This is a genomic window from Nitrosomonas sp. sh817, assembly GCF_030908545.1.
In the GTDB taxonomy this organism is placed as follows: Bacteria; Pseudomonadota; Gammaproteobacteria; order Burkholderiales; family Nitrosomonadaceae; genus Nitrosomonas.
Genome location: NZ_CP133083.1, coordinates 1,018,571 through 1,031,719 on the forward strand (window position 1 = coordinate 1,018,571; position 13,149 = coordinate 1,031,719).

Below are 13,149 nucleotides of genomic sequence, written 5' to 3' on the forward strand. Positions count from 1 at the left end.
GTCCAATATCGACAATCAATTCATTATTGCATGATAGAAGTTAAGACCATTTGGCATTACCTGACGCGCTATGTCGATAGTTTTTTGCTGATCGGATTGGTGGCGCTGATGTCCGTCGGACTGTTCGTGCTCTATAGCGCTACCGGTGCCAATATGGCGCGGGTCAGCAATCAATTTGTCAATATGCTGATAGCGTTGGTGATCATGTGGCTGGTTGCGAATATTCCTTTGCAGCAAATCATGCGCTTGGCATTACCGCTTTATCTGTTGGGACTTGCATTACTTGTCGGCGTGGCGCTGTTTGGAGAGATCAATAATGGCGCCCGGCGCTGGCTGAATATTGGAATTACCCGGATTCAGCCGTCGGAATTGATGAAAATCGCCATTCCGCTGATGATGGCGTGGTATTTTGATAAGCATGAAATTACCTTACGCTTGCGTGACTATCTCGGTGCCACGATTTTGCTGTTGCTGCCGGTGCTTTTGATTTTGCGGCAGCCAGATTTGGGAACGGCTTTATTGATCGCTGCCAGCGGCTTCTTCGTGCTGTTTTTGGCGGGCTTGTCTTGGCGTATCATAGCGGGGTTATTGTTGACGGTATCGGCCAGTCTGCCGGTTCTTTGGACATTCATGCATGACTATCAGCGCCGCCGCATCATGACATTGCTGGATCCGACGCAAGATCCGCTAGGGGCCGGTTATCATACGATCCAATCGTCAATTGCGATCGGTTCCGGCGGTATTAGCGGCAAAGGCTGGTTAAACGGTACGCAAACGCAACTGGATTTCTTACCCGAGCAAAGCACGGATTTTATTTTCGCGGTCTTTTCCGAAGAATTTGGTCTTATCGGTAATACCATGTTATTATTGCTTTATTTTCTGGTAATCGGACGTTGTTTGATTATCACCGCAAACGCTTCAACACAATTTACGAGATTGATTGCCGGTTCCATTACACTCACATTCTTTACGTATATTTTTGTAAACATGGGCATGGTGAGCGGCATTCTGCCGATTGTGGGAGTACCGCTGCCGCTGATCAGTTACGGTGGCACTTCGATGGTGACGATGTTACTGGGTTTTGGTATTTTGATGAGTATTCAGACACACCCCAAGCTTGTCAAAACATAACAAACACGAATTCAGTTTTGCAGGAGGTAGTTGTAATTGTTTATATTCAAACCGTTCGCAAATATAAATAGATTGTTGCTGGCGTTGCTAATAGTGATATTGTCCGCTTGCAGCAGCACACCGCAATACAACCAGCAATCTTCCATTCAAAAAAAACCGGATGCAGTCAATGCGGTCTTACCGGATTCGAAATATCGCTTAGCGGCCGGTAGCAAACGTGGCGGCGGTTATTACCTTGATGATGGTCCCGAAGACAACCCTCCACCAAATTTGCATCTGGTTCCAGACGCTGTTCCCAAAACCGAGCCGCTCCGATCGGCAAATATGCAACCGTATGTTGCTTTGGGTAAAACTTTTAAGCCGATGACTGAATTGACACCTTATAAAAAGCGAGGAATCGCTTCTTGGTATGGGCGCCGGTATCATGGAAATAATACCGCGTCGGGTGAAGTCTACGATATGTACGCGATGACCGCAGCGCACCCGACACTGCCATTACCCAGCTATGCCCGGGTAACCAATCTGGACAACGGTAAAACGGTGATCGTGCGGCTCAACGACCGTGGTCCGTTTCTTGCGGATCGTGTAATTGATTTGTCCTACACGGCGGCTTACAAGCTCGGCATATTGGCGGCCGGCAGCGGCCGTGTTGAAATCGAAAGTATTATACCCGAGGGTGATTCAATGGCATTGGCTCTTTCCAAACCATCAAAATCATTACCGGTGGCGGATAGTAATGCAGAAATGGCTCTGGTTTATTTGCAACTGGGAGCTTTTGGTTCGCCCGATAATGCCCGGAATTTTCTGGCGCAAGTGCGGAAAAGAATTCCTTCTTTGAAGGATTCCGTCAACATTTCTAAAAATAATGGACTGTACAAAATTCATGCGGGACCTTATCCCGATCAAGCAGTCGCCAAATTAGCGGCCAATTCGATCAGCCGGCATCTGGCGGTTACGCCGATCGTAGTAGCCGATTAACCGCGGCAAAAAAAATCCCTATTGCAAGCAATAGGGATTAAAGGGCCTCGTCATAAAATCGTTCATCACAATCAGCGGTTGAATGTAAAACATCTTCATCAGTAAAGGTATCGCCACGTTTTTTACATTCCGCTTCGATGTTTGGATCGATTGCGATTAATTGATTCTAAGTTTAATACCTACTGAATATTTTGAAGATGAAAACAGAGAGGAAATATACCCCTATATCTCAAATATGGCTGTGACTTTTCTCACACCGTCGTGCAGATTTTTTCTATGACCATTAACTGCCGACTTTTACAAAATTACCGTCCTGATTCACCCAAGCCTCGCCGGTAAAAGCATCGGTAATCGTTGTAGCATCGGTGGCAAAGCAATCGGCAACAACTTGGTTGGTGTAAGTTCCCCGTGTGTAATATTTTACTGGCGGCGTCACCACAATGCCCGTGACTGGGAGACTGCCCAATGTAGCAGTCAGTGGTGTGGTGATATCCAGGCAGAGATCGGAATTCACAACCAAATTCGCTGTTGCGGCGGGTGCGTTGATGGTGCAATGTTTTACATTAGCGGATGCGTCGACAATGGCTTGAAACGGATTCGGCAATCCTGGGATGGTGGTCGATAAGCCCTCGATACTCGATGAGGTTACGTTATTGCTGCCGAGTATGGAGATACCGCTGGCGGTCGTCTGTTCTGGGATTTTGCATAAATTGGTGTTAGAGAGATCCGCTACCACGGCGCATGTACCGCTGGTTGTAACGGTAACGACGTTGTCGCTCTGGCTGTAATTGACTCCAGCCAATGTGTTTGCTGTATCGCAAGCGGCAATTGCACTCGATCCGCCGGAATTATTGATGTAGTTAATCAGATTCGATAGCGAGTCGATCACGGTCGGATTGCTTCCCCAAGGGTCCCCCATCGCATAAACGATATTGTCGCTCTTGTTGACGCCGACATAGATATTGGATTCCGGATAATGCCGGAATAACCAGGGTTCGATGCTTTGGGTTGCGCGCCGGCTGGGGAAAACCGACGGGAAGGTATTTTCCGCCCAATTGAAAAGTTTTTCAGAGTCGCTTGCAATCGTGGCTTGAGCCCAATGAGTATTGCCGAATAAGGCGAGCGCGCATAAGAATAATTTGAATGGTTTCATAGAAAGAGTCTCCTGTGGGTTGAGTAATAATAATCCTTTCAGGTCAATAGATTATCTAATTCGAGATGAAAGACGGCCAAGCTTAATTGTAAAGAAATCCTTTTACGGGCAAAAACAAGAATTAACCATGAAAAAGGTTTTTTTTCTATTCGCGCAACGCACATCGGCGTGTGTTTTGCTGCGATTCCCGGTTGTTATTACCGGTTGCTCTGCCGGCATCAACGTCAGCGCATCCGAGAGCGATTATTGATGAACCTTGACGGCGAGCTGCAGTAATTTTGAACTGATATCCAACCCCGTTTTTCTCGCGATTCCCAGGTTGATTTCAAAAACGACTTTTTCGTTCACCAGGCTCATATTGATGGCGATGCCTTTCGACACGGCACTGGGACTGTCCGCGAGTGTCAGAATCGGTTTGCCGGTCAAATGGCGCATCAATTCCGTTAGGTTGTCGTTGACCGATTTGGTAAAGAAAATCGCCTGGCATTGATCCAATTGCTCAGGATTATTGATCCGTGACACTCTGATCAATCGCGTACCGACTGCTTTGTTTTGCAATTTATCGATTTCATGGCCAAAATAATCCTCGCCATATAAGCATAGGTTCATTACCGGATCGCTATGGCTTGGCCATTGGGTGAATGCGATGAAGTTATAGATAAAAGCAGCCTTGACCTGATATTCAAGCGCAGCGTCATCAGCCCTGGCGGTTTCGTGAGCGGCCGGCAAGCCATAGCTTAACCACACGGTCAGCAGCAAACGGCCGATCCGGCGGCTCGCCAGTGCTTCAACGCATTTAGTTAATCGGCTCAATAACGGCATCGCTTTTATCTTAATCTCTATTAAAAACGCCACTGCACACCGGCAAAGACTCCTCGCGGAATAACTGCCGACGCTAGTGGAATAAAGTCGGAGGTCAACTCCCGGTGATGCTGGCTGAACAAATTTTGTCCGACGATAAAAAACTCAGTATTTTTTATTGGCCTATAGACCAGCTTGGTGTCCATCGTGACGTAACTCGGAATCTGATAAAAAGCGATCTCGCTGGTATAGCGTAACCACAGATTCAGTTGTAATTTCTCAGAAAAGTCGTAGTTGGAACGAGCTGATAATTGATGTTGAGGATTGGTTTTTTCGGACCCTCCGGTGGTCGGATTGGTGTCTTTGAGTAAGTTGTTGGATGAAAAATCGATATTGAGGAAGCTATAACTCGCCTGGAAGCGCCAGTTCTCCAAAGGCTTCAAATCGATCGAGGTTTCCACGCCATACGTCAAGGCTGATCCCTGGTTATTGATAAATACCGGTTGCAACAATCGCAACGGTAATCCGCTGCTCAATGAGAACGCGCCGAAGGAAACATCGCGTAATTGGCTGTAGTCGTTGGCAAAACCGGCGATATCGATCGATGCTTGCGGCGAGAATTGATGGCGGTAGCCCATTTCATACGCGATCAGCTTTTCGGAATTATAGTGACTGCTGCCGAGCAACGTTGAAGAGATCGGAAAAGGCAGGCTGGATAAAACCGATCCGGGTACGGTAGGTATAAAAGGTGTAATATCGATCCGGCTATCGTTTTCAGCGCGCGATGGCGTGCGGACAGCGCGGGACACCGCCATCCATACCGAATTTTCCGGGTTCGGTGTCCACATCAACCGCGCATTCGGCTGTATTTCCATGCCGGTAAAATCGTTATGCTCGAAGCGGCTGCCGATGGTGAACATGAGGCGTTCCGGTATCAGCGCGATGTCGTCACGTATGAACGTGCCGATCAGATGGTTGGTTTGCGCACGCGGAAAAAATGTCAGCAACGGACTATCGAACACTTTATTGTGATAGAGCCGGTAATTGGCGCCCCAGGTCAATTGGTGGCGATCGGACAACGGGAAGCGGTATTGCATATCGACATCGAAACTTTCCGCGTCGAATTTTCCAATCGGTAATAGCTGCGAGCGATGGCGGTCGTAATAAGCTTGCAGCATGAACGATGACTGTTCGGAAAAAGTCCGGTCCCAGCGGAAGCGGATATTTCCGCCTTCGTTGTGCCCGCGCATTTGACTATCCGGACTGGCCGACAGGTAGCGCGCATTCTGGTCGAGCGTGCTGCCGTCAAAGTTGGAAAAAACATCGCCTTGCAACGTGAATTGGTCGATGCCGCGCTGATGATCGACACGGAAACCGCCTCGGGCCGAATGCCATTGGTCATTCATATGTTCTCCGGTCAATGCTTGCGTTTGCCCGCGGGTAAATCCTTTGGCGTAAACCCGGAAAGGCGTTTCATCATTGATTTTTCCGCCGTAGCGCGCACCGGCGAAGCCGTGTTCAAAGCTTCCGCCGCCAGCGGTAAAGAGCGTGCCCTGGGTATCGGCGGCCTTTTTGGTGATGATGTTGATCACGCCATTGACCGCGTTCGATCCCCAAGAAGTCGCCGCCGGGCCGCGGATCACTTCGATGCGTTCGATATCCTCCATCAAGGTATCCTGCTGTTCCCACAGCACGCCGGAGAATATCGGTGAATACACGCTGCGGCCGTCCATCAACACCTGCAGCTTATTGGCGTAGACCCCGTTGAAACCGCGGATGCTGACCGCCCATTTGTCGGTACCGACACGTTCAACCTGTACGCCGGGCGCCATACGCAAAGCATCGGGGATGCTGGTGGCGCCGGAACGGCGGATATCGTCTTGCGTAATGACGAAAATAGCTGAAGCGACTTGTGTAAGCTTCTGCGGGGTTCTGGATACCGTCGTTACTTTGACATTCATCAACTCTTCGATGCTGAGATTGAGGAATTGATTATCAGCCGGTTTGTTTTGCGCAAAGGCAAAACCGGCATGAGCAACCAGCAAACACGTCAGTATGAGAGCTGCCGCCAGCGGCAACTGCTGCATTCGTGGCAGTGCCGATGATGGTTGAGAAAAATATTCAGCTAACTTCATTTCGCTGTCTATCAGTAGCGCCATTCAACCCCGGCATAAACACCTCTTTGCACAAAGGTGGCCAGGGAAGGGATGAAGTCGGACTGTGATTCACGGTGATGCTGGCTGAACAAGTTTTGTCCAACCACAAAAAATTCGGTATTTTTGACCGGTTTCCAAGCCAGTTTCGCATCCATCGTGACGTAGCCCGGGATATTGAAAAAAGCCAAACCGCTGACATAGCGCATCCACAGATTCAACTGGAGTTTCTCTGAAAAGTCGTAATGCGATCGCAACGACAACTGATGATTCGGATTGGCCTTATGCGCGCCGGCGGTCGACGAATCCAGTTGGCGGAATTCCGGGTTCGAAGCGGTATGAATGTGCAGGAATGAATAGCTGCCTTGCAAGCGCCAGTTATCGCGCGGCCGCCAGTCAACCGAGGATTCAAAACCGTACGAATGCGCGGTGGTGGTGTTGCTGAATAATACCGGCAGGATGAAGTACGGTACCGGGCCGCTGCCGGGGATCATCTGGCCGAAGCGGAAATCCCGCAGTTGACTGTAATCATTGAAGAAACCCGCTAAATCGATGGATGCTTTGTCCGTTAGCTGGCGCCGGTAGCCCAATTCGTAAGCGATCAATTTCTCGGCGTGGTATTGATGACTGCCTTGCACCGCCATCAGCACCGGCACTGGAAATGCTGGCATGCCGGGCAATCCCGGCACCACGCGCCCGGCAATAGTGACATCGTTCTCGCCGCGTGATGGAATCCGTACCGCGCGCGATACCGACAACCACATCGAGTTCTGCGGATCCGGCGTAAACATCAAACGCGCGTTGGGCTGCACTTCCAGACCGGTGAAGTCGTTGTGATCGAGCCGGGTGCCGAGCGATAACGTTAATTTTTCCGGCCGCAATGTGATGTCGTCACGGATGAAAGCGCTGAAATTGTGATTGGTGCGCTGTGCCGGAGTGAAAGCGGTCAGTTCCGTTTCCGTGACTTTGTTGTTATAGAGCCGGTAATTGAGCCCCCAGGTGACATCGTGGTGCTGGAACAGCGGTAAACGATGCTGAAAATCGACATCGAAACTTTCAGCGTATCGGGTCCACGGCGCCAGCTGGTTATGCACGCGATCGTAGTAAGTTTGCAGCATGATCGACGATTTCTCGGAAAAAGTGCGATCCCAGCGTAAGCGGATATTGCCGCCTTTCTCGGTGGTGTCGATGATATCCAGACGGGTAAAAGGCGCCGCCAGCGACGGTTGCATCAAGCTATCGCCGATGCGGTTTGCAAATATATCGCCTTGCAAAGTCAGTTGATCGATGCCTTGGGTGTGATCGACACGAAAACCGGCTCTGACCGATTGCCAGTCATCATGGGCGCTGGTTCTTGCAAGCGTGGTACTGTGATCGCGGTTGAACGCTTTGGCATAAACGCGGAACGGCGTGCTCTCGCCGAGCATGCCGCCGTAGCGGGCACCGGCAAAACCTTGCTCGAAACTACCGCCGCCGGCTGAAAATAACAAACCCTGAGTATCCGCGGCTTTTTTGGTGATGATGTTAATCACGCCGTTGACGGCATTGGCACCCCAGACAGTAGCGCCTGGACCGCGGATTACTTCGATCCGCTCTACGTCTTCCAGCATTGTGTCTTGCTGACTCCAGATGACGCCCGAGAATAACGGTGTATAGACACTGCGTCCATCGATCAAGACTTGCAGCTTGTTGGCGAAGCGGCCGTTGAAACCGCGGATGCTGATCGACCATTTGTCGGTGCCGACGCGTGCGACATCGACGCCCGGGGCCATTCGTAACGCTTCGGGGATGCTGGTTGCGCCGGAACGGCGGATGTCATCCTGAGTGATGACAAAAATAGCCGAAGGCGTTTCCGATAGTTTTTGCGCGCGCCTGGATACCGATGTTACTTCGACTTGCATCAATTCTTCGATGCTGAGCGCCAATAGCTGGTCGGTATCCTTTTTGCCGCGCGGTTTATTGTCGGCATGAATTGAATTGGAAAAGCTCCATAGCAATACGAGAATCCATAATCCGGGGCTTATCAGGATGGCCAGATTGTCCACTGGTATCATAGGTAAAAGTGAGCGATATCGATTAGTCTTGTTATGGTAATTCACGATTCAGAAATGCAATGCCTTGAGTTAGAGCAAAAAAATCCTTTTATTCAATTTCAATTGCAATAAATTGTACCGAACGGAGCGAACCATCGGGGCAGGGAGCTGAATAGCTGTTTTATTGATGGACTTTGGTTGCTAGTTGCAGTAACTTGGAACTGATATCCAATCCCGATTTCCGGGCGGCTGCCAAATTGATTTCAAACACGATTTTTTCGTTGACTAGATTCATATTGATAATGATGCCCCGCGAAATCGCATTGGGGGTATCGGCAAGCGTCAGAATCGGATAACTTTCCAGGCTGTTGACCAGGTTCGCCAAGTCGTTATTGGCCGATTTGGAGAAAAAGATGGCGTGGCACTGTTGTAATCGATCGATATTATTGGTGCGAACGACCTTGATTTGGCGCGTGCCGACTGTCTTGTTTTGCAGCTTATCGATTTCATCACCGAAATAGTCCTCACCATACAGGCAAAGGTTGATTGCGGGTTCAGCGCTTCCGGGCCATTGCGTGAACGCGATAAAGTTATAAATGAAAGCCGCCTTGACCTGATACTCAAGCGTTTCTCCGGCATGGGCTATTGACGCTGTAAACGGTTGAGCCATGATGAGCAAAGCAGCCAGCAGCCAGCGGCGCATACTCCGGTTGCTCGAAGTAATCAGAAGCGTGATTTGTTGGGCCAATTTGCGCATGTTCATGGTCATTAAAAACGCAACTGCGCCCCTCCGTAAATCCCGCGCGGGATATAAGCGGGAAACGAAGGAATAAAGTCGGAAACAAATTCCCGGTGATTTTGGCTGAACAGGTTTTGCCCGGCTACGAAAAGTTCGATGTTTTTTCTGGGCCGATACACCGCTTTTGCATCCATGGTGGTATAGCCGGGCAGGTGATAGAAATCCACGCTGCTGACATAGCGTAACCACAGATTCAGTTGCAGCCGGTCGGAGAAATCGTAATTCGAACGCGCCGAAATTTGATGCTGCGGGCTGACAGAATCGGCGCTGCCGGTGGTTGGATCGAATTGCCGCAATATTGAATCGGAATGGATATGCATCTTGATAAAACTGTAATTACTCTGCAGCCGCCATTTTTCGTTAACCCGCCAGTCGGCCGATGCTTCGACCCCGTGCGTGTGTCCGGAGCCTTTGTTGGTCAGTAGAATTGGCAGAATCAAATGCTGCGGAAAGCTTGATTGAAACGATAGTCGTTGAAGGTTCGGCGATAAGTCCCGCAACTGACTGTAATCGTTATAGAAAGCAGCGATATCAACCGATGCGTGCGGCGAAAATTGATGCCGGTAGCCGATTTCATAAGCGAGCAATTTTTCAGCATTGAAACCGGTGCCGCCGGTTAACTGCGTCAATACCGGGAATGGCAGCAAACCCGACAAGCCGGGTATATCCCTGGCGCCTAGCGTTCTGGCATTAAAGAGGATGTCGTTTTCCGCGCGTGAAGGAATGCGAACCGCACGGGAAACGGCCAGCCACAATGAATTTTTTTCATCCGGCGTAAACATCGCGCGCGCATTCGGTTGAATCTCCCACCCGGTGAAATCGTTGTGATCGAAACGGGAGCCCAGCGTCAGTTTTAAATGATCCGGGATCAGCGTGATGTCGTCGCGGATGAAAGTGCTCACCATGTGATTGGTTTGCTGGCGCGGGCTGAAAGAGATCAGTTCGTTATCGAACACTTTGTTGTGATACAGGCGGTAATTGGCACCCCAAGTCAGATCGTGCCGTTCGAACAACGGAAAGCGATGCTGGAAATCGATATCGAAGCTTTCTGCTCTAAACAGAGAACTGGTCAGCAGCCGGTAATCGACACGGTCGTAATAGCTTTGCAGCATGATCGACGATCGCTCGGACAGGGTGCGATCCCAGCGGAAACGGATATTCCCGCCTTCGTTGTGGCCTCTGGCGGAATCCGCCTGAATCACCGGGGCGCTCAACTGCGTTTTATTCAAGCGGTCGCCGAAGGCGTTATGGAAAATATCGCCTTGAAGCGTGAATTGATCGATACCGCGCGAATGATCGATGCGGAATCCGCCTCTGGCCGAATGCCATTGATCGTTGGCGCTTTCTCCCGTGGTAGTTTGCATATTGTCACGGGTAAACCCTTTGGCATAAAACCGGTAATGCGTATCCTCATTGATTTTTCCGCCGTAACGCGCTCCGGCGAAGCCGTGTTCGAAACTGCCGCCGCCCGACGAAAATAGCACGCCTTGCGTGTCGGCGGCTTTCTTGGTGATGATATTGATCACGCCGTTGACGGCGTTGGCGCCCCAGACGGAAGCATTTGGCCCGCGTATCACTTCGATACGTTCGATATCCTCCATCATTGTGTCCTGCTGTTCCCATTGCACGCCGGCGAACAACGGATTATAGACACTGCGGCCATCCATCAGCACTTGCAGCTTGTCGGCAAAACGGCCGTTGAAACCGCGGATGCTGATCGCCCATTTATCGGTGCCGATGCGCGCGACTTCGACGCCGGGCGCCATGCGCAATGCTTCGGGGATACTGGTCGCGCCCGAACGGCGGATATCCTCCTGGGTGATGACGAAGACGGCGGCAGGGACTTCCGAAAGTTTCTGCGAGCGCCGCGATACCGTCGTGACTTTGACGTTCATCAGTTCTTCGATGCTTAAATTCAAGAACGGGTCGCCGCCTTGTTTGTTATTGGCTGTTACCGTTTTGGCGAAACATCCCAGGAAACCGAGCATAGCCAATTGCAGCAGCCACTTGCGCACAAGTTGGCGCTTCCGGCGTGTAAATCCGGATGACATTTCAGTCAGTTGATGTTTTGTCAGCGCGCTATTCATCGTTAAAAACGCAATTCCACGCCGGCATAAACACCGCGTGGCAAGGTTGTCGGTAATGAAGGGAGAAAGTCGGCGGCGAATTCCCTGTGATTCTGGCTGGCCAGATTCTGACCAACAATAAATAGCTCGACATTTTTGAGCGGCTTATGCGCGATTTTGGCGTCCATCGTGACATAGCCGGGAATCCGGTAAAAATCCACCCGGCTGACATAACGCAGCCACAGATTGAGTTGCAGTTTTTCCGAGAAGTCATAGTTGGAGCGAAGCGAAACTTGATGGTGCGGGCTGACTTTGTCCGCGCTGCCGGTGGTCGGATCGATTTGCTTCAGCGCCGAGTCGGAATGAATGTTCATATTCAGATAGCTGTAGTTGCCTTGCAGGCGCCATTTCTCGTTAGGTCTCCATTCGATCGACGTTTCCACCCCGTAAGTCTGACCCGAAGCTTTGTTGGTCAGCCCGATCGGTAATATCAGATGGGGCGGAAAGCTCGTGTGAAATAACGGAGATCCTATGGATAGATCACGTAATTGACTGTAATCGTTATAGAATCCTGAAATATCGATAGAGGCTTGCGGCGAGAATTGATGCCGGTATCCCATTTCGTAAGCGATTAATTTCTCGGACTTGAAGTTTGATGAACCCATTAATTGGGCCAAGACCGGAAATGGGAGCAGCGCCGGGGAGCCGGGAATGGCATTTAACGTCCGGGTGTTGAGTTGAATGTCATTTTCCGCCCGGGAAGGGATGCGTACCGCACGTGAAACCGCCATCCAGATCGAGTTTTGATCATCCGGCGTCCACATCAGGCGTGCGTTAGGCTGAATTTCCATGCCGGTAAAATCGTTGTGATCAAAGCGTGAACCCAGGTTAAGCCGCAAACGTTCCGGCAGTAACGTGATTTCATCGCGGATGAATACGCTGGCCATGTGATTGATTTGCGCGCGCGGACTGAATAAGACCAATTCCGTATCGAATTCTTTATTGCGGTAGAGACGATAATTCGCGCCCCATGTCAGGTCATGTTTTTCATGCAAGGGAAAACGATGTTGAAAGTCAATGTCAAAGCTTTCAGCTCTGTATATTGAGCCGGTTAATGCCCGGTAATCGACCCGGTCATAGTAAGTTTGCAGCATGATGGCCGATTTTTCGGAATAGGTTCGATCCCAGCGCAAGCGCAGGTTCCCGCCTTCATCGTGTCCTCTCGCCGATTCAATCCGGATAATCGGTGCGCTGAGGGCGGATTTATCGAGCCGGTCGCCGTACGAATTGTAAAAAATATCGCCCTGCAAGGTAAACTGGTCGATACCGCGGTGATGATCGATGCGGAATCCGCCGCGGGCAGAATGCCACTGATCGTTAATATTTTCTCCTGTCAAGGAATGGGTATGATCCCGTGTAAATCCTTTGGCGTAAATGCGGAAAGGCGTTTCTTCATTGATTTTTCCGCCGTAACGCGCACCGGCAAAGCCGTGTTCGAAACTGCCGCCGCCCGCTGAAAGTAAAACGCCTTGTGTGTCGGCGGCTTTCTTGGTGATGATATTGATCACACCATTAACCGCATTGGCGCCCCATACCGCCGCATTCGGCCCGCGGATCACCTCGATGCGTTCGATATCCTCCATCATCGTGTCCTGCTGTTCCCACTGCACGCCGGCGAACAGCGGGTTGTAGACACTGCGGCCATCCATCATAACCTGCAGTTTGTTGGCGAAGCGTCCATTGAAACCGCGGATGCTGATCGCCCATTTATCGGTACCGATGCGCGCCACTTCGACACCGGGTGCCATGCGCAATGCTTCGGGAATACTGGTTGCGCCGGAGCGGCGGATATCGTCCTGAGTAATGACGAAAATGGCGGAAGGAACTTCCGAAAGTTTTTGCGACCGGCGCGAAGCGGAAGTGACTTGGATATTCATCAGTTCTTCGATGCTGAGATCCAGTAACTGATTATCAGCGGACTTTTTCCCGCTGAGTGCCAATCCTTCGGCTGCTGCAAAATTGTTCAAGGCGCATG

General features: G+C 50.6%; 10 protein-coding genes. 3 read left to right on the forward strand and 7 right to left on the reverse strand.

Annotation, left to right across the window (positions count from 1 at the left end; genetic code table 11):
- The first annotated feature begins 30 nt into the window (after window positions 1-30).
- Window positions 31-1,131: a rod shape-determining protein RodA gene (gene rodA, locus RBH92_RS04815; protein WP_307933499.1), complete on the forward strand. Its 1,101-nt coding sequence runs from the start codon at window positions 31-33 to the stop codon at window positions 1,129-1,131.
- A 36-nt stretch (window positions 1,132-1,167) separates the two neighbouring features.
- On the forward strand, window positions 1,168-2,109 hold the full coding sequence (locus RBH92_RS04820) for a septal ring lytic transglycosylase RlpA family protein (RefSeq protein WP_307933500.1): 942 nt from the start codon (window positions 1,168-1,170) through the stop codon (window positions 2,107-2,109).
- A gap of 283 nt (window positions 2,110-2,392) precedes the next feature.
- On the opposite strand, the gene RBH92_RS04825 is transcribed toward RBH92_RS04820, so the two are convergent.
- The gene (locus RBH92_RS04825) at window positions 2,393-3,262 is read right to left on the reverse strand and encodes a hypothetical protein (protein ID WP_307933501.1); all 870 of its coding nucleotides are present in this window, start codon (window positions 3,260-3,262) and stop codon (window positions 2,393-2,395) included.
- Between the two features lie 127 nt (window positions 3,263-3,389).
- Here RBH92_RS04825 and RBH92_RS04830 point away from each other — a divergent pair, with 127 nt between their 5' ends.
- The gene (locus RBH92_RS04830; RefSeq protein WP_307933502.1) at window positions 3,390-3,512 is read left to right on the forward strand and encodes a hypothetical protein; all 123 of its coding nucleotides are present in this window, start codon (window positions 3,390-3,392) and stop codon (window positions 3,510-3,512) included.
- On the opposite strand, the gene RBH92_RS04835 is transcribed toward RBH92_RS04830, so the two are convergent.
- From RBH92_RS04835 to RBH92_RS04860, 6 genes are all read right to left on the reverse strand, one after another.
- The gene (locus RBH92_RS04835) at window positions 3,506-4,084 is read right to left on the reverse strand and encodes a YfiR family protein (RefSeq protein WP_307933503.1); all 579 of its coding nucleotides are present in this window, start codon (window positions 4,082-4,084) and stop codon (window positions 3,506-3,508) included. The two genes, RBH92_RS04830 and RBH92_RS04835, sit on opposite strands and share 7 nt — an antisense overlap.
- A gap of 20 nt (window positions 4,085-4,104) precedes the next feature.
- A complete protein-coding gene (locus RBH92_RS04840; protein ID WP_307933504.1) occupies window positions 4,105-6,198 on the reverse strand; it encodes a TonB-dependent receptor plug domain-containing protein in 2,094 nt (697 codons plus the stop codon).
- 11 nt (window positions 6,199-6,209) lie between these two features.
- Window positions 6,210-8,270, reverse strand: a complete 2,061-nt coding sequence (locus RBH92_RS04845) for a TOL_0244 family TonB-dependent receptor (RefSeq protein WP_307933505.1) — start codon at window positions 8,268-8,270, stop codon at window positions 6,210-6,212.
- 160 nt (window positions 8,271-8,430) lie between these two features.
- A complete protein-coding gene (locus tag RBH92_RS04850) occupies window positions 8,431-9,018 on the reverse strand; it encodes a YfiR family protein (RefSeq protein ID WP_307933506.1) in 588 nt (195 codons plus the stop codon).
- The gene (locus RBH92_RS04855) at window positions 9,018-11,135 is read right to left on the reverse strand and encodes a TOL_0244 family TonB-dependent receptor (protein WP_307933507.1); all 2,118 of its coding nucleotides are present in this window, start codon (window positions 11,133-11,135) and stop codon (window positions 9,018-9,020) included. The genes RBH92_RS04850 and RBH92_RS04855 overlap by 1 nt, the downstream gene beginning before the upstream one ends.
- 2 nt (window positions 11,136-11,137) lie before the next feature.
- Window positions 11,138-13,141 (reverse strand): TOL_0244 family TonB-dependent receptor, encoded by a 2,004-nt coding sequence (locus RBH92_RS04860; protein WP_307933508.1) that lies wholly within the window; start codon window positions 13,139-13,141, stop codon window positions 11,138-11,140.
- Between the last annotated feature and the right edge of the window lie 8 nt (window positions 13,142-13,149).

What these genes read in the sequence shown, in the direction of transcription:
- rodA (WP_307933499.1), top strand. Translation starts at nt 31, where the DNA reads ATGATAGAAGTTAAGACCATTTGGCATTACCTGACGCGCTATGTCGAT.
- RBH92_RS04825 (WP_307933501.1), bottom strand. Translation starts at nt 3,262, where the DNA reads ATGAAACCATTCAAATTATTCTTATGCGCGCTCGCCTTATTCGGCAAT.
- RBH92_RS04830 (WP_307933502.1), top strand. Translation starts at nt 3,390, where the DNA reads ATGAAAAAGGTTTTTTTTCTATTCGCGCAACGCACATCGGCGTGTGTT.
- RBH92_RS04835 (WP_307933503.1), bottom strand. Translation starts at nt 4,084, where the DNA reads ATGCCGTTATTGAGCCGATTAACTAAATGCGTTGAAGCACTGGCGAGC.
- RBH92_RS04840 (WP_307933504.1), bottom strand. Translation starts at nt 6,198, where the DNA reads ATGAAGTTAGCTGAATATTTTTCTCAACCATCATCGGCACTGCCACGA.
- RBH92_RS04845 (WP_307933505.1), bottom strand. Translation starts at nt 8,270, where the DNA reads ATGATACCAGTGGACAATCTGGCCATCCTGATAAGCCCCGGATTATGG.
- RBH92_RS04850 (WP_307933506.1), bottom strand. Translation starts at nt 9,018, where the DNA reads ATGACCATGAACATGCGCAAATTGGCCCAACAAATCACGCTTCTGATT.
- RBH92_RS04855 (WP_307933507.1), bottom strand. Translation starts at nt 11,135, where the DNA reads ATGAATAGCGCGCTGACAAAACATCAACTGACTGAAATGTCATCCGGA.